Annotated in this window: 22 protein-coding genes; 8 read left to right on the plus strand and 14 right to left on the minus strand. The window is 65.9% G+C overall.

Features of this window, described 5'->3' with window-relative positions; all coding sequences use genetic code 11:
- Positions 1-24: 24 nt before the first annotated feature.
- Genes PGN27_RS01545 through PGN27_RS01555 form a run of 3 tightly spaced genes read right to left on the minus strand, consistent with a single transcriptional unit; the run spans position 25 to position 2,322 of the window.
- Positions 25-576 (minus strand): YaeQ family protein, encoded by a 552-nt coding sequence (locus PGN27_RS01545; protein ID WP_335324501.1) that lies wholly within the window; start codon positions 574-576, stop codon positions 25-27.
- A gap of 28 nt (positions 577-604) precedes the next feature.
- Positions 605-1,315, minus strand: a complete 711-nt coding sequence (locus PGN27_RS01550) for a methionine ABC transporter permease (RefSeq protein ID WP_335324502.1) — start codon at positions 1,313-1,315, stop codon at positions 605-607.
- Positions 1,312-2,322: a methionine ABC transporter ATP-binding protein gene (locus tag PGN27_RS01555; RefSeq protein WP_335324503.1), complete on the minus strand. Its 1,011-nt coding sequence runs from the start codon at positions 2,320-2,322 to the stop codon at positions 1,312-1,314. Before PGN27_RS01555 ends, PGN27_RS01550 begins: the two co-directional genes overlap by 4 nt.
- A 138-nt stretch (positions 2,323-2,460) precedes the next feature.
- Here PGN27_RS01555 and PGN27_RS01560 point away from each other — a divergent pair, with 138 nt between their 5' ends.
- Positions 2,461-3,375, plus strand: a complete 915-nt coding sequence (locus PGN27_RS01560; RefSeq protein WP_335324504.1) for a MetQ/NlpA family ABC transporter substrate-binding protein — start codon at positions 2,461-2,463, stop codon at positions 3,373-3,375.
- Complete coding sequence (locus tag PGN27_RS01565; protein WP_335324505.1) at positions 3,372-4,733, plus strand: LLM class flavin-dependent oxidoreductase; 1,362 nt, start codon at positions 3,372-3,374, stop codon at positions 4,731-4,733. The genes PGN27_RS01560 and PGN27_RS01565 overlap by 4 nt, the downstream gene beginning before the upstream one ends.
- Before the next feature lie 20 nt (positions 4,734-4,753).
- Here the strand turns inward: PGN27_RS01565 and PGN27_RS01570 are convergent, their stop codons facing one another.
- Positions 4,754-5,179, minus strand: a complete 426-nt coding sequence (locus tag PGN27_RS01570) for a tautomerase family protein (protein WP_335324506.1) — start codon at positions 5,177-5,179, stop codon at positions 4,754-4,756.
- A 58-nt stretch (positions 5,180-5,237) separates the two neighbouring features.
- Positions 5,238-5,939 carry an SDR family oxidoreductase gene (locus tag PGN27_RS01575; RefSeq protein ID WP_335324507.1) on the minus strand — a complete coding sequence of 234 codons (702 nt, stop codon included), beginning with the start codon at positions 5,937-5,939 and terminating at the stop codon, positions 5,238-5,240.
- A 94-nt stretch (positions 5,940-6,033) separates the two neighbouring features.
- Here PGN27_RS01575 and PGN27_RS01580 point away from each other — a divergent pair, with 94 nt between their 5' ends.
- Both PGN27_RS01580 and PGN27_RS01585 read left to right on the plus strand, forming a co-directional pair.
- Positions 6,034-6,510, plus strand: a complete 477-nt coding sequence (locus tag PGN27_RS01580) for a winged helix-turn-helix transcriptional regulator (protein ID WP_335325192.1) — start codon at positions 6,034-6,036, stop codon at positions 6,508-6,510.
- A gap of 9 nt (positions 6,511-6,519) precedes the next feature.
- Positions 6,520-8,127, plus strand: coding sequence for a hypothetical protein (locus tag PGN27_RS01585; RefSeq protein WP_335324508.1), 1,608 nt, complete (start codon positions 6,520-6,522; stop codon positions 8,125-8,127).
- Here PGN27_RS01585 and PGN27_RS01590 read toward each other — a convergent pair.
- From PGN27_RS01590 to PGN27_RS01630, 9 genes are all read right to left on the minus strand, one after another.
- Positions 8,112-9,020: a universal stress protein gene (locus PGN27_RS01590; RefSeq protein ID WP_335324509.1), complete on the minus strand. Its 909-nt coding sequence runs from the start codon at positions 9,018-9,020 to the stop codon at positions 8,112-8,114. The genes PGN27_RS01585 and PGN27_RS01590 overlap by 16 nt on opposite strands.
- A gap of 65 nt (positions 9,021-9,085) precedes the next feature.
- Positions 9,086-10,849 (minus strand): sensor histidine kinase, encoded by a 1,764-nt coding sequence (locus tag PGN27_RS01595; RefSeq protein ID WP_418888512.1) that lies wholly within the window; start codon positions 10,847-10,849, stop codon positions 9,086-9,088.
- 32 nt (positions 10,850-10,881) lie between these two features.
- Complete coding sequence (locus PGN27_RS01600) at positions 10,882-11,274, minus strand: GatB/YqeY domain-containing protein (protein ID WP_335324511.1); 393 nt, start codon at positions 11,272-11,274, stop codon at positions 10,882-10,884.
- 8 nt (positions 11,275-11,282) lie between these two features.
- The gene (locus tag PGN27_RS01605; RefSeq protein WP_335324512.1) at positions 11,283-12,323 is read right to left on the minus strand and encodes a nitronate monooxygenase; all 1,041 of its coding nucleotides are present in this window, start codon (positions 12,321-12,323) and stop codon (positions 11,283-11,285) included.
- A gap of 135 nt (positions 12,324-12,458) precedes the next feature.
- Complete coding sequence (locus PGN27_RS01610; protein ID WP_335324513.1) at positions 12,459-13,139, minus strand: cutinase family protein; 681 nt, start codon at positions 13,137-13,139, stop codon at positions 12,459-12,461.
- Between the two features lie 192 nt (positions 13,140-13,331).
- Complete coding sequence (locus PGN27_RS01615; RefSeq protein ID WP_335324514.1) at positions 13,332-14,972, minus strand: alkaline phosphatase D family protein; 1,641 nt, start codon at positions 14,970-14,972, stop codon at positions 13,332-13,334.
- A 61-nt stretch (positions 14,973-15,033) separates the two neighbouring features.
- The gene (locus tag PGN27_RS01620) at positions 15,034-16,131 is read right to left on the minus strand and encodes a PrpF domain-containing protein (RefSeq protein ID WP_335324515.1); all 1,098 of its coding nucleotides are present in this window, start codon (positions 16,129-16,131) and stop codon (positions 15,034-15,036) included.
- 226 nt (positions 16,132-16,357) lie between these two features.
- The gene (locus PGN27_RS01625; RefSeq protein ID WP_335324516.1) at positions 16,358-17,737 is read right to left on the minus strand and encodes an SLC13 family permease; all 1,380 of its coding nucleotides are present in this window, start codon (positions 17,735-17,737) and stop codon (positions 16,358-16,360) included.
- A gap of 182 nt (positions 17,738-17,919) precedes the next feature.
- A complete protein-coding gene (locus PGN27_RS01630) occupies positions 17,920-18,873 on the minus strand; it encodes a LysR family transcriptional regulator (protein WP_335324517.1) in 954 nt (317 codons plus the stop codon).
- Positions 18,874-19,019: 146 nt separating this feature from the next.
- On the opposite strand from PGN27_RS01630, the gene PGN27_RS01635 reads away from it, so the two are divergent.
- From PGN27_RS01635 to PGN27_RS01650, 4 genes are read left to right on the plus strand one after another with little or no spacing between them, the layout of a single operon-like run.
- A complete protein-coding gene (locus PGN27_RS01635; protein WP_335324518.1) occupies positions 19,020-20,165 on the plus strand; it encodes a PrpF domain-containing protein in 1,146 nt (381 codons plus the stop codon).
- A gap of 8 nt (positions 20,166-20,173) precedes the next feature.
- Positions 20,174-21,289, plus strand: coding sequence for an ABC transporter ATP-binding protein (locus PGN27_RS01640; protein WP_335324519.1), 1,116 nt, complete (start codon positions 20,174-20,176; stop codon positions 21,287-21,289).
- On the plus strand, positions 21,286-23,049 hold the full coding sequence (locus tag PGN27_RS01645) for an ABC transporter permease (RefSeq protein ID WP_335324520.1): 1,764 nt from the start codon (positions 21,286-21,288) through the stop codon (positions 23,047-23,049). Before PGN27_RS01640 ends, PGN27_RS01645 begins: the two co-directional genes overlap by 4 nt.
- Positions 23,046-24,155 (plus strand): ABC transporter substrate-binding protein, encoded by a 1,110-nt coding sequence (locus PGN27_RS01650; protein ID WP_335324521.1) that lies wholly within the window; start codon positions 23,046-23,048, stop codon positions 24,153-24,155. The genes PGN27_RS01645 and PGN27_RS01650 overlap by 4 nt, the downstream gene beginning before the upstream one ends.
- Positions 24,156-24,288 lie beyond the last annotated feature (133 nt).

The following is a 24,288-nucleotide window of genomic DNA, read 5'->3' on the forward strand; positions in this document are numbered from 1 at the left end:
CGGCGATCCTGATCTTGTCAGACGTCACTGTAGCGGTACGGGGGTGAAGGTCGCATCGACGCCACCGACGGTCATCGTGACCTCACCTTCCATCACCATCACCTGGGCGGCGATCCGCCGCTCGACGCTCTGGGCGAGCTGCTGGACGGGTGCGTACGGAATCCGCATCACCGATAGGTTCGCCAACCCCGCCACCTTGGCGCCCACGGTGCGCCACCAGGTGGCCACGCCCGCGGCGAACGGGAACAGCAGCACCTTGTCGGCCTGGCCGGCGGCCTTGGACAGGACACGTTCGTCGGGCTGGCCGACGTTGATCCACTCCAGGACCCGGCCCGTATAGTCCGCGAGTCGCAGGTCCGGTACGCCCGGGGTGGACAGACCCGGCCCGAATGCCAGCTCACCGTCGATATCGGCGAGTCGGTGTGCGCGTAGCCCGAACGCCAGCAGGCGCACCACCATTCGTTCATCGTTCTCACTGGGATGGCGTGCCACGGTCAGCATGTGATCGGCGTAGTAACCGTGATCGACGTCGGAGATGCCGAGTTCGACCTTGAACACCGTTGCGGAAAGAGCCACACCGTAGTGTCCACCACGGTGCGGCCGTTCAGTGCACCGAGGCCCGGGCGCGCTGGTGCGGGGTGGTGTACCGCACCAGCGCGTCGCCGGTCAGCTGCACCACCGCGACGGTGATCACCAGGATGACGATGGTGGCCAGCATGACTCCCTGATCGAACCGCTGGTAGCCGTAGGTGACGGCGACATAGCCGATGCCGCCGGCGCCGATCGTTCCGGCAATCGCCGAGTACTCGATCATCGCGATGATGTTTATGGTCAACCCGCCGATGATGGACGGCACCGCCTCACCGAGTTGCGCGGACCGGATGACTTGCAACCTTGAGCCGCCCGAGGCTCGCGCCACCTGTACCACCGCCGGCGGAACCGAGCGCAGCGCGTTCTCCACGATGCGGGTGAAGAACGCGATCCCGGCCAACGACATCGGGACCACCGCGGCGGCGATGCCGATATTGGTGCCGGTGATGAACCGGGTGAGCGGCATGATCGCCGCCATCAGGATCAGGAACGGCAGTGACCGGCCGATGCTGATGACCCAGCTCAGCGTCGTGTGCAGGGAAGGATTCTCGAACAGCCCGCCCGGGGCCAGGTTGTGGATGAGTGCGCCCAATGGGATACCGACGGCGACCACGATCGACATGACTATGCCGACCATGATCAGGGTGTCGAGCAACGCCGGAAACAGCAGTGCGGGAAGCTCGTTGAGCGGCACCTTCGAACTGGCCAGCAGCGATTCGCTCATGCCACGCCTTCCAGGGTCCGCTCGACATCGTTGTCGGTGGTGGCCGACAGGCCGTGCCGGCCCAACACGTCGACCACCTGGTCACTGACCTCGGCGGGGATGCCCAGGGTCGCGGTGCCGATGGTTACCCCGGCGACCACCTGGACGGATGCGCCGAGCACGGCAAGCGGGACGCCCAGGTCGGCGGTGGCCCGGTTGATCCAGTCCGCGGGCACATCGGGTCGGTCGTATACGACGCGCCAGACATGCTGATCGGCGCCGGGGGAGGCGGCTACGCCACCCGGTCGCAGGTCCGCGCCGAGCCGGGATTCCGGATTTGTCAAAAGGTCGGCGAGGGAGCCGGATTCGGTTATCCGACCGTGCTCGAGCCGAGCTGCCGAGTCCGCAACCTTGAGTACCGTATCCATCTCGTGGGTGATGAAGACGATTGACAGGTTGAGGTCGTCGCGAAGCTCGCGCAGCAGTTCCACCACCGATTGCGTGGTTGTCGGGTCGAGACCTGCGGTGGCTTCATCCGACAACAGCACGGCAGGGCGCAGCGCAAGTGCCCGGGCGATGCCGACACGCTGACGTTGCCCGCCCGAGAGCTGGAACGGGTAGTGCTGGGCCCGTTCGGACAGGCCGACCCGGTCGAGCAGCTCGGCGACCCGCTGCTTGGATTCAGCCGGCGTGACTCCCAGGTAATCCAATGGCAGCGCGACATTCTCGGCTGCGGTACGGCGTTCCAGCAGCCCGGATGACTGGAAGATGGTGCCGATTCGGCGCCGTGCCACCCGCAGCTTGCCTGCGGACAGAGTGGTCAGGTCCTCACCGTTGACCACCACGGACCCGGTGCTGGGCGGGGTGAGCAGGTTGATGCATTGTGCGAGGGTGCTTTTCCCTGCGCCGCTGGGTCCCACCACGGCGAGGACCTCTCCGGCGTCGACACGGAAATTGATCCGATCCAGAACCACCGTACGTTGCTCGCCGTGTCCGTACACCTTGGTCACATCGGTGAGTTCGATCATGGGTGTCCACCGTGCCAGTTGTCCGCGTGGACGGATACCTTTGTGCTCATCATGAGCCTGTGCGGCGAATGTCCTTTGCGGCCAGCGTGATCGCAAACATTGCTCCGGTCCTGACGGGGTCTCAGAATGGCACACACTATGAGCATCGACCAGTCCGAAAGTGCCGCAGCGGATTCGCACGGCTTTACCCTGCAGTCCCGCCGCAAGTGGCCCTACATTGCGGGGGCCGTCGTCGCGATCATCGGGGTGGCGGTGTATTTCATCGCTTTCCGCGGTGGCGACGGGAAATCGGCAAACGAGACGGCCGGCGCCACGCTCGAGGTGGTGTACCTGGATTCCAACCCGGCCGAAAAGCGCATCATCGAGTACATCGGTGAACAGATCGCCCCCGACTATGGGGTGAAGGTCGCCGCCGTCGGGCTGGGGGACAGCACGCAGATCAACAGCGCCATCAACGACGGCCGGTATGCGGGCACCATCTTCCAGCACCGGCACTGGTTGCAGCAGGTGCTCGACGCCAACCCCACCTTCAAGGAGGAGGCCGGAACCGGTCCGTTCTTCCACTGGGTCTTCGGCATCTGGTCGGACAAGTACACGTCTGTCGACGACATCCCGGACGGCGCCTCGGTGTCACTGCTTGCCGACCCCGCGAACAACTCGCAGGGCATCTGGTATCTGGCGCAGGCGGGCCTGATCACCATCCGACCCGACGCCGACATCACGGCGCTGACCCAGAAGGACATCATCGCCAACCCGAAGAATCTGAAGTTCACCCTGCTCGACTTCGGTGCCCAACCTCGGGCGCTGCCCGATCTGGACGCCATTGTCGGGTACGCGGAATCGTTTCTGGCCGCGGGAGTTCCGGAGGACAAGCTGATCTTCGCCCCTAAGTCCCCGGACGAGTTCGCCTCGGTTCTCACGGTGGGCAGCAACTATATCGACACCGACAACATCCAGAACCTGATCAAGGCCTTCAAGGATCCACGGGTACAGACCTTCATCGCCGATGATCCCGAGGTGAAGAAGCTGGCGCTGCCCGGCGCGCCGGCATGACGGCACGCGAACTGCACTTCGGGGTGAACGTCCTCTCCGATGGCATGCATCCAGCGGCGTGGCGGCACCCCTCTGCGGACCCGAACTGGTTCATCGATCCCGCGTACTGGATCGAACTCGCCCGGATCTCCGAACGCGGCACGCTGGACGCGTTGTTCCTGGCCGATACGCCGTCGGTTTCGGTCTCGGGCGATGCGCCGCTCGGAGCGCCCCCGCTGGCCCTCGACCCGATCGTGCTGTTGTCGACGCTGGCATCGGTGACCACGCACTTGGGTCTGATCGGCACGGTGTCGACGTCGTTCGAGGAGCCGTTCAACGTCGCGCGCCGGTTCGCGTCGCTGGATCACCTGAGCCGGGGCCGGGTGGCGTGGAACGTCGTGACCACCAGCGATCCCCAGACGTGGCGCAATTTCGGCCGTGCCGGGCAGCTCAATGCGCAGCCGGATCGTGGTGAACGTTACCGGCGCGCAGCCGAATTCGTCGATGTAGTGCGCACCCTGTGGGACTCCTGGGACGATGATGCCGTGCTGGGGGACAAGCGCACCGGGGCCTTCAGCAGACCCGGATCGATCAACACGATCGGGCACCGCGGCGACCACTTCGACGTGGATGGGCCGTTGACGCTGCCGAGGTCACCGCAGGGACACCCGGTGCTGTTCCAGGCCGGCGGCTCGGCCGGCGGCCTGGACCTGGCGGCCCGCTACGCCGATGGCGTGTTCGCGGCGCAGGCCTCGTTGCCCGACGCGTTGCGCAATGCCGACGAACTGCGTTCCCGCACGGCGGCATACGGTCGGCCGCGTGACGCTATCCGAATCATGCCCGGGTTGTCCTTCGTGCTGGGCAGCACCGAGACCGAAGCGCGCCGACGAAACGACGAACTCAACGAACTTGCCGGCGAGCGCCGGCTGGCCCATCTGGCATGGCAGCTGGGTGTGGATGCGGCTGAACTGGACTGGGACAAAAAGCTTCCCCAGTGGCTACTGGCGGGCTCGGAGGCGACCGGCAGTTCGCAGGGTGCCCGCGATATCGTGGTGAATCTGGCCCGCCGGGAGCAGCTGACGGTGCGCCAACTGCTCGACCGGGTGATCACCTGGCACCGATTGGTGGTCGGTTCGCCCGAGCAGATCGCCGACGCCATCGAGGAGTGGTTCGTAGCGGGTGCGGTCGACGGGTTCAACCTGATGCCCGATGTGTTCCCGTCGGGCCTCGAGCTGTTCGTCGACCATGTGATCCCCATTCTGCGCGACCGGGGACTGTTCCGGCGCGAATACCGACACGCGACCCTGCGTGGGCATCTGGGTCTGGAACGAGTGCCAGACGCCCGCAGCAATCGCAGCCGTGGTCGTGTGCCGGCGTGATTGACAGTGCGTTCATGAGATCAGTACACCGAGGCGATGTTGGTGCGTGCCCATTCGCGTTCGGCTTCCGATCCTGCCGACGGCGGGATGAGCCCGTTGATCATCCATAGTTCCTCGCTGGTCTCGTCCACGTGGAACTCCCAGTGCACCCCCTCGTGTTGGTCTACGAACGGTTGCAGGATCTCCTTGATCTTGGCGGTGATCCGGCGCCGGCCCGCCGTGTCGGCGCTGTGCCGGGCAATATGTTCGATGACCACGCGGACACCCATTGGTGACGGTTCACCGCCGACGTAGAAGTCCTCGGAACGGGTTTCGTCGAAGACCACGACCACATAGAACCGGGGTAATCCGATGAGCTCGTAGAGCTCGGTGATCCGGCCGGCGAGCGCATGTTTGTCCTCGGCGGTGAAGATTCCCGGTGAATGGCGAATGGTCCAAAGCGGCATATCGATTCCTTGGTGTTGTCGGGGCGATGTTGTCGGGGCGGTGTTGTCGAAATGGCGATCAGCGCGCGAGGTCGAAGGCGAGGTCTTCCACCGGACCCGAGAGCTTCGACTTGACGGCGGCGGTGACATCGTCGACGAGCACCTCGTGCGCACCCGCCTCCAGCGCATCGAGCACACGGGTGGCCACATCGGCAGGCGATGTTTTGGGCATCGCGATATCGGCAACCATCTCGGTGTCGATGAAACCGACGTGCACGCCGAGAACCTGGGTATGTTGCTCACGAAGTTCGACGCGCAACGAGTTCGTCAGCGACCAGATCGCGGCCTTCGAGGCGCCGTAGGCGCCACTGCCTGCCAGCCAAGACAGGACGGAGTGGACGTTGACCACGGCGCCGCCGCCATGACGGGCCAGTACCGGCGCGAGAGTACGGACCACGCGCAGCGGACCGAAGGCGTTGATGTCGAAAGTCGTGGCGATATCGCCGAAGTCACCGGTCAACAGGGATCCGGGCAGCAGGATGCCTGCGTTGTTGATCACGATGTCGACATCGGCGGCCGTCGTTTCCAGCGCGGCGACCGAGGACTCGTCGCCCACCTCGAGCGCGATGCCGACGACACCGGGGCGTGGGTCGGTGTACTGCTCGCGTGCGGTCGAGTACACCTTCGCTGCGCCCCGGACGAGCAGCTCGTCCACCAGCGCCGAACCGAGGCCGCGCCGGCCCCCGGTCACCAGAACCACTTTGCCATCGATCGCCACCATGACGGACCCACCTTTCTGAATAACGAATACATTACCCAGACCGTAGGCTTTTCCTCTGGGTAATGCAAGTGTTAGTTAAGATGGGTCCATGGTGATGACCTTCGAGGACCGGCTCCGTGACCGCAGCCGCTGGACCATCGGCGACAACTGCTCGGTGGTGAAGGTTCTCGACCTACTCAACACCAAGACCGCGTTCCTGGCGATCCGCGAATGCTTCTACGGCACAACGCGATTCGAAGACTTCGTCGAACGCATCGGCGCATCCGCGCCGGCTGTCTCCCGAGCGCTGCGCCAGCTTGAGAGTGCCGGCGTGGTCAGCCGGGTGCCCTATCGAGAGCCCGGGCAGCGCGCCCGCGACGAGTATCGCCTCACCGAGGCGGGGGAGGATCTGCTGCCAGTCCTCCTGTCGATCATCCAATGGGGTGACACTCATCTGCAGGAGGACGGGCCGCCATTCACCTTTCGTGACGAGGCCGGTCGCCCGCTCGCGGTGCGTGTGACCGCAGCCGACGGCGAACCCCCGATCAACGCCGATGGCATCGAGATCCACTACAACGGCGGCCGCGGTTAGGCTGCTCGGGTGCAGGTCGCCGCGCGGTGCCGATTCCCGTCGCTACGCTCGCCCAGGGGCCCGTTCTCGACGTTCGCGACGCTCTACACCATCGCAATGGTCCTGGAATTCTCCGAGCGCTGGCCCACGCCCTGGTTCACCGGTGCATTCCTGATCGCAACGACGATCGCCGTCGCCACCGGGATGAGCCGGATCGCGTTCGTCGCGCTCCTGGTCGCGGCCACCGGGTACGTCACCTTCTTCCAGTTCCCCGAGGTGGCCAACCACGTCAACCTCATGCTGTGCCTGAACATCGCGATGATCGGGTTCTTGTCGGTATCCATGCTCCGCAAGCAGCGCAGCGCCGATGACGACTACGCCGTGATCGCACCCATTCTGCGTATCAGCCTGATGCTGATCTACGCGCTGGCCGGCTTCCACAAACTCAACAGCGACTACTTCGACACCGCCGCCTCCTGTGCGGCAGGCATCCTCACCTCGGTCATCCGCGCGTTGCAGACCGACCTACTCGGCATCCCGGTCGTCATGCCCGTCGCCCTTGGCGCCATGTTCCTGGGCTACCGGCTGGCGCGCCGCGGCAGGTTCGGTGCCGCCGGAAACCGGCTCTTCACCGCGGTTGCCGCGAGTGTGGGACTGGCCGGTCTGGCGATCGTCGCGGTCGTCGTGTTCTACGCCCGACTCGGTCCGCTGCTCACCGCCATCGGACTCACCGCGGCCGTCGCGGTACTCGGTTGGGAATTGGTGGGCGGACTGCTGCTGGCGGTACCACGGCTGCAAGCCCCCATCGTGGCGTTCGCCTTGTCCATGCACGCCGCCCTTGCACTCATCGGCTTTGTCGATTTCGGGTCCATGGCGGCGGCGTTGCTGTTCACCTTCCTGCCCGCCTCCTATCGGCAGGTGCTGATGGACGGGGCCTTCCGGTTACGCGGGCGCACGGTGCCACTGATCGGCGTTTACGTCGGCATCGCGATCTCGATAGCACTGGTGTCGGGAGTCAACGCCCACCTCGACCGAATTCCCCACTGGACACTGATCTCGGGCATGGCGTTCGACGCGGCGGTCCTCATGGTGATCTGGCCGATCCTGGCCGCCGTCTTCTCACCTGCGCCGCGACCCGAGTGGGGCGGCGTGCGCATCATCGACGCGCGCACGCCGGTGGTGCTGTATCTGGTGCCCGCTGCGCTGATCGGCATCGCGCTGACGCCCTACCTCGGGTTGCGCACCGCAGGTAACTTCTCCATGTTCAGCAATCTTCGCACCGAGGGGGAGCGCTCCAATCATCTTCTGCTCGGCGGCAATCCACTCAAGATGTGGGGATATCAGGAAGACATCGTCTGGATCATCGATATCGACGATCGCTACGGTGACGTCATCCACCACTACGACGCGGGGGCACGTGGCTATGCGCTTCCGGTCGTGGAGTTCCGCAAGTGGATCCACGACTGGGACCAGGCTGGTTACCGCGTTCCGCTCACCTATGGCTATCGCGGAATTCGCTACACCACCGACGATATCGTGACCGATCCGATCTGGCGCACCCCGGACAGGACACTGCCCATGGTGCTGCTGGACTTTCGGGTCATCCAACCGGGGGAGCCCAACTACTGCCGCTGGTGATCGATCCCGCGCACCACGATCACCGGCGCCGTCGACAGTTGCGCGACCGTCGAGGCGACCGACCCCAGCACCAGCCCGGCGAATCCGCCCCGGCCGCGGCTACCGACGACGACCAGCTGGGCGCTGCGTGACTCCTCGGTGAGCCAGTGAGCGGGTCGGTCCTGTACCAACCGGACCTGCACACGGACATCCGGGAAACGCCGCTGCCAGTCGGCGAGCCGATCGGTCAACGCAGACCGTGCCTGATCCTCGTAGATCTGCCAATCGGTGCCGTAGAGCGGCAGCAAGCCGACATCGCTCCATGCGTGCACGGCGACCAGCTCCACACCACGCAGCGCGGCCTCCTCGAAGGCGAGCTCGGTGGCCGCATCCGATGATGTCGATCCGTCGACACCGAGGACGACGGGGGCGCTGCTGTCACCCGCATGGTCAGGGTGCACGATGACCACCGGGCAGCGCGCGTGGTGGAGCAATCCGGCCGCCACCGAACCGAGCGGCAACCGCGAGTGTCTACCCGTACCCCTGTTGCCGACCACCAGCAACAAGGCCTGCCGCGACGCCTCGGCCAGCGTGCCGACCACCGGGGAGGGGCGGCTCTCTGTGCGCACACCCGGGGCATGGACGCCACCCACCGCGGCTGAGAAGGCCTTCTCGGCACGCCCGAGGATGTCGTGGGACGAATCCTCTTGGGCCTTGGAAATTGTCGATGCGTCACTCGGTGTCGCCCAGGTGGCGATGACAGGAGCCGAAACACTCATCAGGGTCACCGGGGCGGCGCGACGCACGGCCTCGGCCGCAGCCCAGGTGACCGCGGCGTCCGAACCGGGTGACCCGTCGACGGCCACCACGATGCCGAGATGGTGTTGCGGGCTGGACTCTTCCGGACTGGCCATGGTGTCGCTCCTCCTTGATCGACCACCATCCACCGTAGTCGTCGGCAGGGGCGCGGGGCAGGGACTTAGGTCCTCGTGGCCAACGGGAGCGGGGCGGACCACCGCAACACCGTGCCGACCCGCGGGCCGGGTCCGACACTGAACGTGCCGGCCATCTCCTCGGCCCGATGCCGCAGATTTCCCAGTCCGCTCTCGGTCATCGCGTCCGCCGCGATACCACATCCGTCGTCGGTGACGGTGATGCTCAGGTCATCATCGACGCGTATGACAACAGTCAGTTCGGTTGCACCGGAGTGCCGTACCGCATTGCTGACTGCCTCTCGAACCACGGCTTCGGCGTGCTCGGCCAACTCGGCGTCGACCACCGACAGTGGCCCGACGAACTGCACTCTGACGCGCAGGGTGTCCGAGCCGAACTGATCCACCGCATCCTGCAACCGTTGCCGCAACCGGGTCGAGCCGGCGTGTGCGCCGTGCAGATCGAAGATGGCGGTGCGGATTTCCTGGATGACCTCTTGCAGATCATCGACCGATGACGAGAGGCGTTGTCGCACTTCCTCGGATTGGCTGCGGGCCACCGTACCCTGCAGTGACAGACCGACCGCGAAGAGTCGTTGGATGACATGGTCGTGCAGATCCCGCGCTATCCGATCGCGGTCGGCCAGCACGTCGAGCTCCCGCATCCGCCGCTGAGTCATCGCCAACTGCCAGGCCAGTGCGGCCTGCCCCGCGAACGAGGCGGCCATATCGAGTTGATCGACCGTGAACGGTCGCCCCTGGCCGGCGCGCACGGCGACCAGGACCCCGGCCACAGCTCCGGTCGCCCCGAGCGGTACGACCAGCGCGGGTCCGGGCGGCCGCAGTATCGAGGAGGCGAGCGCCAACATGTCGCAACGGTGGGGAACCCGCTCCAGAAGCGTGCGTCCGACGATGTTGTCCACCAGCGGAATTGCCGGCAGTCCATTGATGTCCACCGCGGCCGGGCCGGCAACTTCGGTGATCATCAGTTCGGTCGCCTCGTCCGGGTCGCCGACCGGGACAGCGATGAAGGCGGCATCGGCGCCTGTGAGCGAACGGGCCAGTTCGGCGATGCGTCGAAATGCGTGTGCCGGATCAGACCCGGACAGCAATTCGGTCGCGATATCGCGGGTGGCCTCGATCCAGGACTGCCTGGCTCTGGCCTGCTCGTAGAGTCGCGCATTGTCGATGGCGATACCGGCCGCCGCGGCAAGCGCCTGGGCGAGCACCTCGTCGTCCTCGCTGAACGGGCCACCGGAGTTCTTCTCGGTGAGATAGAGGTTGCCGAACACTTCGTCGCGAATCCGCACGGGCACACCGAGAAAGCTGCGCATCGGCGGATGATTCGCCGGGAATCCCACCGACGCCGGATGATCGGTGATGTTGTCCAGTCGGATCGGAGTCGGCTCGTCGATCAACAAGCCGAGCACGCCACGCCCCTGCGGCAGCCTGCCGATCACGGCACGGGTCTGCTCATCGATACCCTCGTAGACGAACTCCACCAGCTCGTGCCCGTCGGCGTCCCCGCCGCGCACCCCGAGTGCACCGTAACGCGCGTCCATCAGTTCGATCGCGGTGTGCACGATGGTGCGCAACGTGACGTCGAGGTCCAGGCCGGAGGTGACCGCCAGCATGGCTTCGACCAGGCCGTCCACCCGGTTGCCGCTCTCGACGATCTGCTCGACTCGGTCCTGGACCTCACCGAGCAGTTCACGCAGTCGCAGCTGGGACAGTGTCTCGCGCACGGGGACTTCGCGCCCTCGCGCAGATCGCCTCGCGCGGACGCCGTCGGCCGCATCCCCGTCGGTCACCGGCCCATTGTGCCACCGCGAAAGAAGTGCGCCTACGCTCCCGTGTACTTGCTGAGCGCCGCCGCCTGGCGGCGCAATTGTTCGGCCGCCTCGGGACGGTTGAGCGCGACGTAGCGGTCCGCTTCGGCGTTGTACTCGGCGATCAGATCACCGAGCACAACGCGGACATCGGCGCTCGTGAGAGCGCGACGGGGCACCTCGCTGGATCCCAGACCGGTTGTGGCTCCGGCAATCACGGACTTCTGTCCGCCGGGGATGGGCGCTCGGCTCTGGTCGGGCACGGCCACCGCTTCGGCATTGTCGATGGCCGCCAAGCCCGCGCGCAGCGCCGCCACCGTTTCGGCGGCCCGCGCCTTCATCGCGGTCACGAGGTCCGCGCGCATCGCGTCCCGCAGCATCGTGGTCGGGTGAGTGTCATCCACCATGTTCGACCTCAGCCGTTGCCAGCCAACCCCGCCAGGATCGTTGCGGTCGATTCATCACGGACGCGACGGTACCCGGTCCCAGCCCACAGGTGAACGAGGTCGTCGATCCCGGCCGCGGCGGCAGCCTTGCGCAGGGGACTGGTCAGGTGGTGAATGGCCGGATAGCCCAACGGCGCGCGGGCCTCGAACCGATCGATGAACGCGTTGCGCAGACCGCGGGCGGGTCGCCCGGTGAACGCATGCGTCAGCACGGTGTCGTTTCGCGCCGGATCGATCAGGGCGGCCTTGTGCGTGGGCGATGCGGCGCTCTCGTCGGAACGCAGCAGCGCGGTACCCACCGCTGCCGCGACCGCACCGGCGCCCAGTACCTCCGATACCGCGCCGGCGCTCGCCAGCCCACCAGCCGCGATCACCGGAATGTCCACCGCACCGCCCACCTCGGCGACCAGATCGGCCAACACGACTGCGGCGGGTAACCGGTCCGGAGTGAAGGTCCCCGAGTGGCCACCGGCGGCGCCGGCCTGCGCCACCACCAGGTCCGCCCCGGCTTCGGCGGCGGCGATCGCTTCGACCGGATCGGTCACCGTCTGGACGACGGTGGTGCCTGCCTTTTTCAGCCTGGCGATGACATCCCCACCTGGGAGGCCGAAGGTGAAGCTAACCACCGGAACCGGATCGCTCAGTAGCAGGTCGACCTTGGCGTCGAACGCGTCATCGTCCTCGACCGGGTGCACAGGCAACTCGAGCCCGAACCGATCGGCCGCCTCCTGCACCAGCTGCGCGTAGCGCCGGTACGCAGCGGCATCCACGGGAACCGGGTTCGGTGCGAAGACGTTGACGCCGAACGGGATCGATGCCTTGCGCACGGTGGTGATCTCGGCGAGCAACACCTGCGGGGTTTTGTAGCCGGCGGCCAGGAACCCCATCCCCCCGGCGTCGGCGGCGGCGATCACCATCGCCGCGGTGGTGGCGCCGCCGGCCATCGGCGCGGCGATCAAAGGGATGTCGAGCCCGAGCAGGTCGCGGGCAGCCTTGATGCGTGCGGTCATCGTCTTTCCTCGGGTCATCGGTCTCCATCTGGAGTCGATTCTGCGTGTCCGACCCGCAGCGGTATAGGACGAGTTGACTCTCAGCCGCAAGACACAGCCTTGCATCCTGACCAGATGCACGCACGCGGCCGAACCTCAGGCCGGGACCGCCAACTTGCTCACCGTGAACGCCGCAGCCTGGTCGGCCATCCCGTTGACCGCGTATTGCTGATGCGGTGCACTGGAGCCGGACGGCGGTGAACCTGCGCATACCGTATCGCCGGGAGCGCAGAGCTCGAGCGCTTTGGCGGCATAGGCGGACCCGACGTCGATCACCGGTGCTCCGTACTTCACCGCCGACCAGCCGGCGGGCATCCCGAACAACACCACCGCGGCCACGTTGTCGATCACGTCGCTGGGAAGCGGGGGCGGACCGCTGACCCCCGCGGGCACCACGCCGGAGGTGGACAGTGCCGTCACGACCGCACCCTGCGAGTAGCCACCGAGCACCATCCGGGTGTTCGGGCATACCGAGGTGACACCGCGGACGTGGTCGGTCTCATCCCGGACACCGTCGACGACGTTCTGCGTGAACGCAGTGCCGCCGGTGAAGTTGTTGCTGGCCGGATAGTTGACGGCATGTACCCCAACCGTCCGCGGAAAGGCCTGGGCACGTAGCGAATCGACGAAACGCTGCCCAACGCCGCCGACGCCCGGCGGCTCGGCTGTCCCCCTGGCGAAGACCACGCCGATATCGGGACAGGGTTGCGGCTGGGAAACAGCCGTGGGAATCAGGACCGGTAGCGCTGCCAGCGCCAAACCCGTCGACCCCACCATCCGGGCGAGAACTCGTACACCCCGTAGGCCCCATAGCCCCCGCGGACCTTGTGAACCTGCAGCCAATTCCTACCCCCAGAAACGCTCGTACCCAGACTGTGACAGACCCCCGGCAGATGTGCCGTCATTTCCGCCGACACCCACCACCGCCGTACTCATCGAGTGCTTCCGTCGGTGCGTTACAGCACCCGGTCAGTCGGTCAGACCGACGCTGCTCACCGAGCTCAGCGCACCATCATCGTCGGGTTGCTCGAACACCACCCGGGCTCGTCGTTCCGTTATGTCAAGGGTCGCGATCGTGTTTCCGAACAGCGGTCCGCTGAGGTTGTGCCAGGACATCGGCAGATTCGGTGCGCCGTGCCTGCGCGCCCAGCGGCGGGCGCGTCGTGCAACCCAGGACGACCAGCCCAACCGGAACACCGGCTTGACATAGAAGGGCACATAGTTGTGCACGGGGGAGCAGACCAGTTGGTGAACCCGCGCTTGAGGCTCATCCGGGTTCTCGGGACTGCCGCCGAACCGCGCGCGTGCGGCATAGGAATGGTGCACATCGCCGGACAGCACGCTGACCGTCGCCGGACCTCGCGGTGCGTGGCCCGCGGCCGCCTCGATCAGCTCACTGAGCCGTAGGAAGGATGTCGAGAACGCCGGCCAATGCTCGAAATCGGCCGCCTGCCGGATCTTTTCGGCAACCAGACCGCGTATCCCCGACCGGTCGGCGGCGATCTCGTTCACGGTCTGCATATCGCCGATTGCCGGCGGCAGCAACCACGGTAGCGAGGTCGCCAGGATGAGGTGGTCCAACGATTCCAGATCCTCGTCCACGTGGCGTTGCACCCAGCCGAACTCACGGTCACCCAGCATTTTGCGGCTACCGTCGTCCAGGATGCGCGCGTTGCGCGAATCGACCATCAACAGCCGGCTGCGGCCCAGATCCCAGCGGAAGCTGAAGCGCAGGCCTTTCTCGCCGTCGACCTCTCGGTCGGCGCGGTCGGCAAGATCGGCAAGCAGCGGCCAGCGATCACCGCCGGCGGACAGGACCTGCTGGTAATCGGCGTCCTCGTCCAACTGTTGCGGACTGAGATTGCCGATGTGCTGGTAGACCCAGTACGACGCCAGTCCGGCACGGATCCGATCTCGCCACCACGGCTTCGTGTTGACCGACACCCGCCACGCCGCCGAGGTGTTCCAGTCATCACGGATGTCGTGGTCATCGAAGATCATGGCGGTGGGCAATGTCGACATGACCCAGCGGATCTCCGGATCGCCCCAGGTGTGGCAGTAGAGACCCACGTATTCGTCGAAGCTGACCACCTCGTCGGGTGGCCGCTTCTTGTTCGTCCTGCGTCCGGTGAGCCGTTGGCGCGCATCGGGTGTCAGCTCATCGGCATACACCTGGTCGCCCAGCAGGACCAGCACATCGGGCCAGCACTCGGGCGGCTGGGTGGTCATCCGTTCGGCATAACAGTCCAGCGCGTCGCGGCCGAGCTTGGCATCGATCTTGTCGTCACCGGTCTTGGGATAACGGCAGGAGCCGAAGATCACCCGCAGTCGGTGCGCGGTGGCCGGCCCGCGCGTCCGGATGACACTGGGCGGGAACCGCGAATCCGGCTCCGGCCAGACCTGCTCCCCGTCGACGTGCACCTGGTACTCGGTGGTGCTGTCGGGGGCAAGTCCCGCTACCGCGACCAGCGCGTAATGGTGGCCTTGCACCTCGAACGTGCGGGCCGAGGACCCCAGCACGGCGACCTCGGCAGGTTCGTCGGTCTGCACCCACACCATCGCAGTGGTCTCTCCCACGTGGCGCAGGACGGGGCCGAGCAGGAGTGTCACCGAAACAGCCTATGGTCTGACGCCGCAGGTTCGCCCCCATTCGGCGCGGCCGGAACTTCCGTCAGGCTCCGATCGGTTGGCGGGCCGCCTCGGAGACGAAGAGTTCGGCCGAGGCGATCCGCCGCGCCGCGCGGTGCAGCGTCACCGTCGCCAGCCTGCCGTCGGGGGAGTACCCGAGGTCGACCGGCAGCACGCCTGCTGCCGTGCCGATCCGCAGCGGCGCGCCCTCGCGTACGGCAATGCCGGCGAGCACGCCGTCGCGCACCGTGGCGGCGGCAGCGACGGCGACGGCCGATGTCAGACCTATGGCGGGGTGCGGTGCCATCATGGACAACATCCGAACGGAGACATCGTAGTCGTCGGCCCCGATCTCGGCGCCGGACGTCGTGCGATAAACCCTTGCCGCACCGACGATCCCGACCTTGGGAACGGAGTTGCTCACCGGGTCGCCGAACCGGCGCAGTCCCATCTGCAGAGCGGCATTCTTGCGCAGTTCCATCAGCAGAGGGGTGTGGTCGATGAGTTCGGCGTTGCTCTCGGTGCCGTCCAGTCCGAGGTCTGACGCGTCGAACAGTGCTGCGGGGGCGCCGGTACCGACCAAGGTTGCACGATAGCTGCGGTCACCGGCCTCGACAGCGTCCACGGAATGACCGGTCGGCAGGATCGGCGCCGCATCCAGACCGGTGAAGGCGAGGCCGACCGGTACGCCGAGCGCGGTGGTGCCCGGGACGGCGGCCGTGCCTTCGGTGGGAATCTTGCCTGCCGGAGTCGCGATCGTCGCGGTCAGGACCGCACCAGAGGTCAGGTGGCGCATCCGCACCGCGGTGACCTCGTCACCGACCGGCACCATCCCCGACTGGAGCGCGTAGAGCCCGATCGCTGTGGCGCAGTTTCCGCAATTGCTGGCCCATTCGACGCGGCGGTCGGCGATGGCGATCTGGGCGAACTGATAGTCGATGTCGATACCGGGCCGGCCCGATCGGCGCACGATGGCCGCTTTGGACGTCGTCGAGCTGCCGCCCCCGACGCCATCGAGCTGGCGGGGGTCGCCCGAGCCGAAGGCGGATGCCAGCAGCGCGTCGAGACCACCGGCGCGGTCCACGATCGGATCGACATCGACCGCGTTGAACAGCCAGCACTTGCTGGTCCCGCCGCGCATCCATGTACCTCGTAGTACGAGCATCAGTATCGGTACCTTTCCACGCTGGACGCTCATCGGCGTTCGCGGTCGGCATTGACCGGCGCGGGATGAGCAACCCTTCACCGTCGATTCTCGATGGCGAAAGAGTGAAGGACAATCTCGGATAATTGGATAGGGATCGACTTTTACTAAAGCCGCCGGGGAGTGGCCGTCTGCTTCCAGACCCGGCCGCAACGCGCAGCCGTCAGGCAAACCCGGGAACCAGAACCAGGAGCAGCCAGCACAGCGCGGGGGCAACGGCGACCACGATGCCGGCGTTCAGCAGCAGCTGCCGGTAGAAGCGGGGTCGGTCGATACCTTGTGCGTTGGCGAGAACCAGGGCGCCGTTGGTCGAAAACGGTGACACGTCGACGACGGTGGCGGCGATCGCCAATGCGGCCACGACGCCGACCACCGGAAGAGTGCCCGTCTGTAGCAACGGGAGCGCCAACGGGATGATCGCGGCCAACAGTGCAGTCGACGAGGCGAACGCCGACGTCACGCCGATGATGTAGCAGAGCACCAGTGCCACCAGTAGCGGCGCGCCCACCGTGATGGCCATCTGGGCCAGGTGATCGATGGTGCCGACCTCTTCGACGATCGATATGTAGGTCACCATCCCGGCGACCAGCAGGACGGTCGGCCAGCTGATACCGGCGATGGCCTCGCTCTGCTTGGACAGATCGGTGAACGCCAGCACCGCGCCCGCCGCGATCGCCACGAAGCTGATCGGCAGGTGGAGCACCAGGACCAGTACCAACACCGTGGCGATGAGAAACAGGGTCAGCTTCTGGACTCCGGTCACGGCGGGCTGGACCGTCACCGCGGCCTCGGTAGGTGCCGGACGGGTCAGCAATTGGGTACCGACACCCCCGACATCACCGGCCGGCCCGCGCGCCGATCCGGTTGCGCGCCCGACACCACCAAGATCATCCGGTGCCGTCGGCTGCGAACCGAGCGCGGTGTATTCGAGGTCGCGCACTCGCGACAGGGCGGCATAACCGACGATGGTCAGCACCGAGAGCAGCAGGTTGATGGCATAGCTTGCGAAGAAGAGCAGCCAGGGATTGAGCGTCAGACCACTCTTCTCGACCAGATCGACGACGAGCACTCCGGAAACCGAGATCGGAGAGAAGGCACCGGCATGAGCGCCGTTGATGGTCATGATCCCCATGACCAGCGGGCTCATCCTCGTGCGCGCGGCAAACGTCATGGCGGCCGGCACGATCAGCGCGACTGCGGCCGGACTGAAGGTACCGAGCGCTGTCAGTACCGATGCGCAGAAGAAGAACACCCAGGGCACTACCGTCACCCGCCCGCGCACGCCGCGGATACACGCGTTGACCAGCAAATCGATGGTGCCGTTCTGTTTCGCCATACCGAAGAAGTAGGTGACGCCGATGATGGTCAGCACGATCGAACTGGGGAACTCGGCGAGGATCTCTTTGTCGTCGTAGCCGAGGAGAAATGCCCCTACGGCGAACGCTCCGATGAAACCCAGGATGCCGATGTTGATCGGACAGATGGTGGCGATCACGAACATCGCGACCAGCGCGATCAACGGCAGTATCTCTACATAACTCATGGGCGTTCTCTCAGGTCCAGGCGCGGCGTCGTCGCCGTGGCGGCGCCGTGGTGCGCAGTATCGGAGGCGGCTGATTGTTACCGCTCTGCGTCACACACGACGATTCTTCATTACCCAGCTCACACTAGGAATGAAGTTCGTTCACCACAATCGATGATTTCTTGACCCGAGCGTAGAAAAACTTAACTCTTGGGATCCCGAATGGGTCGGGCGCGGTGGACTGCCGGCGTCGTCTTGCCGTCGTGCTTGTAGGCGACCTCTTCGAACGTGTCGACCAGGGTCGCCTCGGCCGGTGTCAACCGGTGTTCGGCCAGATGGGCCAGCAGGATCCGGCGTGATGGCGCACCCCGCAGCGGGATGACCTTGACATCCTCGCGGAGATTGGACAGTGCCAGCCGAGGCGCCATGGATACCCCCAGATCGACCGCGACCATCGCCTGGGCCTCCTGGTAATCGTTGGCGGCAAAGGCGACGGAGGGAGTGAAACCCGCGTTCTGGCAAGCCTTTTCGAGTGCGGCACCGACCGGGTGATGATCCTCTCTGGTGATCCACTGCTCGTCGGCGAGCTCGGCCATGTCCAGATACTCGCGATGGGCGAAGCGGTGATTGACCGAAACCACCAGCGTCGGCGGGTCCACCAACAGTTCGCGTACGACCAGTTCGCGGTCGGTCACCGGTGCCCACTCGTAATCCCACAGCAATGACAGTTCGACCTCACCGTTGTCGAGCATGCCTCGCAGGGCCGCGAATCGGGAGCTGCGCACGGTGAGCTTCACAGCCGGATGGCGGGCCTTGTACAGCTTGACAACCTGCGGCAGGAGGCTCGATCCGACAGTGGGGAAGGTGCCGAGGCGAACGGTTCCGGACCGCAGACCGGCGATCTCGTCGAGCTCACTGCGGGCCGCCTGCAGCTGGGTTTCGATCCGCTCGGCACGTCGCGCGAGTGCCGCACCCGCTTCGGTGAGTCGCACACCGCGGGCGTGCCGTTCCAGCAGTGGCTGACCGGCCTCGGCTTCCAGCTTGGCGATCTGCTGCGAGATCGCCGAGGTGGTGTAACTCAGCCGGTTGGCGGCGGCCGTCAATGAGCCGGCCCGTACGACGTCGACCAGCAACAACAACCGGCGAGGATCGAGCATTCTCATCTCCATTCAGTTCACCTAAAGGGTAATCGAGATTTTCGTAATTGTACTCGACCCTGATGTGAGCCACGCTGGTCAGGAGCCAGGACGTGAGCGGCATCACCATCCGCTCTATGACCCGTCGGCAGCGAGGAGAAATCACCATGACCAGCCTGTTGGGCACGTGGATGCGCGGAGGGACCAGCAAATGCTGGCTCTTCAATGCCGTGGATCTCGATCCACTGTTGCGCAGCGATGATCTCGACGCCGTGCTCATCTCGGTCTTCGGCTCGGAGGACCCGCGCCAACTCGACGGCGTCGGCGGGGGGACCTCGACAACCTCCAAGGCCGCGATCGTGCGACGCTCGCGCCTCGACGACGTCGATGTCGACTATCTGTTCGCGCAGGTGGCCATCGGCCATCGTGCCGTCGAATGGGCAAGCAACTGCGGGAACTGTGCCACCGCGATCGGCCTGTACGCCCTGCAGACCGGGATGGTCGCCGCCGACTCCGAGGTGACGATCGTGCGGATGCGCAACCAGAACACCGGTGCCCGGCTGAGTGCCAGGATCGCCACACCGGGCGGAATCATCCCGGCCGACGGTGACGCCGCGGTGCCGGGCACCAACGCCCTCGGGGTCCCTGTATCGCTGACGTTCGCCAATGTCGCGCTGTCGCATGTGGACCTGCTGCCCACCGGCACGGTGACCGATGTCCTGGAGGTCGGCGGCCACCGCTATCAGGGGACACTCGTCAATGCGGGCGCACCGGCGGCGCTGTTTCGGGCCGCGGACTTCGGCCTCACCGGGTCCGAAGACAATGCTCAGCTGGCCGAACGGCTACCGGTGCTGATCGAACTTCGCCGGAAGGCAGCGCTGGCAATGGGTTTGGCCAAGCCTGGCGATCCCGTGCAGCACGCCGTGCCGAAGGTCGGCATCATCGGCGCCGCGGGTGACTACGTCGCCGCCGACGGCACGCAGATCCCCGGCAGCGCATACGACGTGGCTGTGCGCATGGTGTCCATGCTCGCGCCCCACCCGGCAATCGGTCTCACCTCGGCTGTCGCGGTGGCCGCCGCTGCGGCTGTCCGGGGCAGCGTGGTGGCCGAGCACCTCAGCGGAGATGCCGGGACAACCCTGCGATTGGGGACCGCGGCCGGGGTCATCCCGACCACCGTGACCACGACCGACACCGGTCTCCCTCGCGACGTTTCCCTGCATCGGGCGGCCCGCCGGATCGCAAGAGCCGAATTGTTCCTCGCGGAATCGGCACCCGCCTACGCCATGTCCGCAACCCGCCCCAACCACTGAAGGAAATCATGAAAGTCACCATCGAGAACCTGACGTTGGCCTACCACGGCAATACCGTGGTCAAAGATCTGGACCTGGAGATCGCCGATGGCGAATCCCTGGTGCTGCTGGGCCAATCCGGTTGCGGCAAGACCAGCACCATGCGGTGCGTTGCCGGACTGGAGACACCGAGCATCGGCCGGATCAGCATCGGTGACCGCATTGTCCACGACAGCACGACGGGGCGATCCGTTCCGCCGCACAAGCGCAATGTCGGGATGGTCTTCCAGTCCTATGCGGTGTGGCCGCACCGCACCGTGGCGCAGAACGTCGGATTCGCGCTGAAGATGCAGAAGGTGGCGAAAACCGAACTGGTGCAACGCGTCGACGAAGCGTTACACCTTGTCGGGCTGGGACATTTGGCCGACCGCGGCGCCAGCCAGCTCTCCGGCGGCCAGATGCAGCGTGTCGCGTTGGCCCGCAGTCTGGTCATGCGTCCCAGCGTGCTGATGCTCGACGAACCGCTGTCCAATCTCGACGCGCGGTTGCGGGAGCGGTTGCGGATGGAACTTCGCGAGCTGCAATTGCGGCTGGGGCTGACCACGGTGTACGTCACACACGACCAGGTCGAGGCCTTCGCCCTCGCCGACCGCATCGCGTTGATGCAGAAGGGGCGCATCGTCCAGATCGGTTCCCCAGAACAGATCTACAAGAACCCATCGTGCGCCTCCATCGCCGAATTCCTCGGTATCGGAAACATTTTCAGGGTCAACGCCGCCCCCGGCGAGCTTGACTGTTCGCTGGCCGAACATCCCGCCATCTCGGTCGTCGTCGCCTCGGCACGCCAGTTCGACGGCCCCGCGATCGTCTGCCTGCGTCCGGAAGATCTGCTGGTCACCGGACCTGCCGAGCCGGCACCCGCCGGCCAGCACTGGCTCGGTCGCGTCGAGGTGGCCAGCTACCAGGGCGCGTCGATTCGCTACCGGGTGACCCTGGACAACGGCCCCGAGATCGAGGCGGTCGCCACAGGTAACGGCAGTCCGGTCCTGGGGATCGGCGAACCGGCCGTGGTGACCGCGAGACCGGGTGCGGCCCAGCTCCTGGTCGACGATCGCACCGAGACACCTGCGGCGGTGCCGGCATGAGCGCGCCGACCACGAACCGACCGCCGGCCACGACCGCCCCGGCGGGAGTCCGCGGCGCCGAGCCCCGCCGCCACCGGTCGGCGCGACGTTCACTGCCGGTGCTGGTGCAGCTCGCCGTGCTCACGGTCATCGTCCTGTGCCCGATGTTCTTCATCCTTGCCGGTGCGTTCAGCGCGAACACCGAGCGGGACAACCTCATCGACTTCGGTCGCTTCACCCTCGACAATTTCGCGGTGCTGGGGTCGGGAACCGCGCGGACGGCTCTGTTGAACTCGGCGGCCGTCGGGATCGGGTCCTCGGTGGTCGCCCTCGTGATCGGCTGCCTGCTCGCCTTCCTTGCTGCCCGCACCGATATCCCCGGTCGCAAACTGATCTATGGCATCGCGATCATGCCGCTGTTCCTGCCGGCCCTGGTCGGTGCCCTGGCGTGGGCGCTGCTGGCGGGCCCGGCGACGGGCTACCTCAACCTGGCCTTCGGTGCCCTGGGAATTCCACATCTGATGGATATCTACAGCTTCACCGGGATGATCTTCGTCCTCGGCCTCTACTACGCGCCGTATCCGTTTCTGATGGTCCATTCGGCGCTGTCGCTGATGAACCCCGATCTGGAGGATGCGGCCAGCCTACATGGTGCGCCGGTACGGAAGATGCTGCGGGAGATCACGTTTCCGCTGGTGATGCCTGCCGTACTCGGCTCAGCCATCCTGGTCTTCGCGCTCACCGTCGAGAACTTCCCCGTCGCCCAGGTGATCGGCGTACCGGGGGGAGTGGACACCTTGCCCACGCTGATCTACCGGCTCATGAACGCCTCCCCGGCGCGCTCGAACGATGCGGCGGCGGTGGCCGTCGTGCTGACCGTGCTACTGGTCGTCGTGGTGGCGATGCAACAGCGTGCCATGAGCGGTAAGGAGTTCACGACCGTCAGCGGTAAGGGCGTGCGGGCGCGGCAGGTGTCGCTTCGACGCTGGCGACTGCCGGCGGCGGTGTTCGCGTGGAGCTATTTCGTTCTGGCCGTGCTGCTGCCCGTCGGCGCCTTGATCATCGCTGCCATGCAGACCAGCCCGTATGTCGCCGATCTCGGTCAGCTCGCCCGCCCGGGTGCGCTGTCGCTGTGGAGTATGGGCCGGACCCTGCAGAGCACCGAGTTCCACCAGGTTGTCGTCAACAGTGTGCTGGTCGGGGTGGCCACCGCTGCGATCGGTACCGCGCTGTGCTTCGCGCTGGCGTACACGCGCTACCGGACCCAGGCGCCGGGCCGCAAACTGCTGGAGTACGTGGCGATGCTGCCACTTGCGGTCCCGGCGATCGTATTGGGCCTAGGTCTGTTGTGGACATGGCTGGCACTACCGGTCCCCGTATACGGCACGCTGGCGGTGCTCGTCATCGCGTTCGTGGCCGTGTTCCTGCCACAGGGCTATCGGGGCGTTTCCGCCTCGATCATCCAGTTGGACAAGGACCTCGAGGACAGCGCCGTGATGCTGGGAGCGCGTCGGCATCGCGCCATCACCTTCGTCACCGCTCCGCTGCTGAGGGTGGGCCTCTCCTCGACCTTCCTGCTGCTGATGATGCTGGCCATGCGCGAGCTGACCGCGGCGCTGTTCCTGTTCACCTCCGACACCCGGTTGTTGTCCATCGCGATCTTCGACGCCTATGACAACGGTTCATTCCAGTCTGCGGCGGAGCTCAGCCTGCTCTACTGCGCCGTCATCGGTGTACTCGCCGTCCTGGCGCGCCGCTTCGGATCCAAGGAGATCTCATGAGATCGATCACCCGCCTCGTCATCGGACTTGTCTCCGCGACAACGGTATTGGCCGCCTGTTCACCGCCGCCGCCGGCACCGGACCTGACCAGGTCTGCCGAGTCGATCTCGCGCGATTCGGCGTTGGTGATCGACGGTGAGCAGATCGCCGATCCCGATCTATGGGCCGCTGCACAAAAGGATGGTCAGATCACCCTGTACAGCGGGTGGACGGCCGACAGCGAGGCCGCATTGCTGGATCAGTTCGAGGCCGACACCGGACTCGAAGTGAAGTTGATCCGGCTAACCCCTAATCGCCTGTACGAGCGGATCGTTGCCGAACACGGTGCCGGAAAGCTCAACGCCGACGTGGTGCGCATCTCCGATGCGGGATTTGTCTCCGGACTGAGTCGACGCGGTGTGTTCCAGCCCTATACGCCACCCACAGCGACCGATCTGCGCGAGGACGTCGTCTTCGATGACGGCAGCTATTACCGCACGTTCAATCCGATCTACACGTTCGGCTACAACACCGCGTTGGTGGATCCGGCTGAAGCGCCTGCGAGTTGGAACGATCTTCTCCAGGACCGATGGACCGGCAAGCTCGGCATCGCCCAAGCCGGTGCCGGTGGGAGCGCTCTGGCGCTCACCCGGTTTCAGCGTGATGTCCTCGGCGATGAGTATCTGCGCGAGTATGCGGGGGAGACAAGGGTGTTCGACTCTCTCGGTGCAGAACTCGACAGCCTTGCCCGCGGGGAAATCGATGCGGGCACCGTGGTCGTCAGCAGCGTCAACATCGCGGCCAACGAGAACGCCCCGGTGACATTCGTGGTGCCCGACGAGGGGGTGACGGCCTATGACTACTACACCGGGGTGGCCTCGACCGCGACGCACCTGGCCGCCGCGAAGGTGTTCCTGAACTGGAATCTGTCCCGGCGCGGTCAGAACGTGTTGCGCGACATCGGAGAATATTCGGTCCGCAACGATGTCGCAGCCCCCAACGTGCGCGGTGTCCAGCTGCCGGACTTCGATGATCCGCGCGTTCATCGCATCACCCCGGCGGAGGCGACCGCGTGGTCGGAACAGGACCAGCGGGCGTGGAATGCCATCTTTGGATACAACGAATAGAACGGCGGCGAGTCGGCGCAGTTTTGCTGCTGAGCTGGTCCCCTGACCCGTAGTGTGAAAGCCCGGGTCCACCACCTGAGCGGACCCGGGCAGAGTTGATCGCGACGCCACCTGTTCGGGGGGTGAGGGGTTT

It is taken from the genome of Mycolicibacterium neoaurum (assembly GCF_036946495.1).
GTDB classification, from domain to species: Bacteria; Actinomycetota; Actinomycetes; order Mycobacteriales; family Mycobacteriaceae; genus Mycobacterium; species Mycobacterium neoaurum_B.

Excerpts from the sequence above, each read along its gene's own strand:
- PGN27_RS01550 (WP_335324502.1), bottom strand. The coding sequence starts at position 1,315 with ATGAGCGAATCGCTGCTGGCCAGTTCGAAGGTGCCGCTCAACGAGCTT.
- PGN27_RS01555 (WP_335324503.1), bottom strand. The coding sequence starts at position 2,322 with ATGATCGAACTCACCGATGTGACCAAGGTGTACGGACACGGCGAGCAA.
- PGN27_RS01560 (WP_335324504.1), top strand. The coding sequence starts at position 2,461 with ATGAGCATCGACCAGTCCGAAAGTGCCGCAGCGGATTCGCACGGCTTT.
- PGN27_RS01565 (WP_335324505.1), top strand. The coding sequence starts at position 3,372 with ATGACGGCACGCGAACTGCACTTCGGGGTGAACGTCCTCTCCGATGGC.
- PGN27_RS01570 (WP_335324506.1), bottom strand. The coding sequence starts at position 5,179 with ATGCCGCTTTGGACCATTCGCCATTCACCGGGAATCTTCACCGCCGAG.
- PGN27_RS01575 (WP_335324507.1), bottom strand. The coding sequence starts at position 5,939 with ATGGTGGCGATCGATGGCAAAGTGGTTCTGGTGACCGGGGGCCGGCGC.
- PGN27_RS01580 (WP_335325192.1), top strand. The coding sequence starts at position 6,034 with ATGACCTTCGAGGACCGGCTCCGTGACCGCAGCCGCTGGACCATCGGC.
- PGN27_RS01590 (WP_335324509.1), bottom strand. The coding sequence starts at position 9,020 with ATGGCCAGTCCGGAAGAGTCCAGCCCGCAACACCATCTCGGCATCGTG.
- PGN27_RS01600 (WP_335324511.1), bottom strand. The coding sequence starts at position 11,274 with ATGGTGGATGACACTCACCCGACCACGATGCTGCGGGACGCGATGCGC.
- PGN27_RS01605 (WP_335324512.1), bottom strand. The coding sequence starts at position 12,323 with ATGACCGCACGCATCAAGGCTGCCCGCGACCTGCTCGGGCTCGACATC.
- PGN27_RS01610 (WP_335324513.1), bottom strand. The coding sequence starts at position 13,139 with ATGGTGGGGTCGACGGGTTTGGCGCTGGCAGCGCTACCGGTCCTGATT.
- PGN27_RS01620 (WP_335324515.1), bottom strand. The coding sequence starts at position 16,131 with ATGCGCGGCGGGACCAGCAAGTGCTGGCTGTTCAACGCGGTCGATGTC.
- PGN27_RS01625 (WP_335324516.1), bottom strand. The coding sequence starts at position 17,737 with ATGAGTTATGTAGAGATACTGCCGTTGATCGCGCTGGTCGCGATGTTC.
- PGN27_RS01630 (WP_335324517.1), bottom strand. The coding sequence starts at position 18,873 with ATGCTCGATCCTCGCCGGTTGTTGTTGCTGGTCGACGTCGTACGGGCC.
- PGN27_RS01635 (WP_335324518.1), top strand. The coding sequence starts at position 19,020 with ATGACCAGCCTGTTGGGCACGTGGATGCGCGGAGGGACCAGCAAATGC.
- PGN27_RS01640 (WP_335324519.1), top strand. The coding sequence starts at position 20,174 with ATGAAAGTCACCATCGAGAACCTGACGTTGGCCTACCACGGCAATACC.
- PGN27_RS01645 (WP_335324520.1), top strand. The coding sequence starts at position 21,286 with ATGAGCGCGCCGACCACGAACCGACCGCCGGCCACGACCGCCCCGGCG.
- PGN27_RS01650 (WP_335324521.1), top strand. The coding sequence starts at position 23,046 with ATGAGATCGATCACCCGCCTCGTCATCGGACTTGTCTCCGCGACAACG.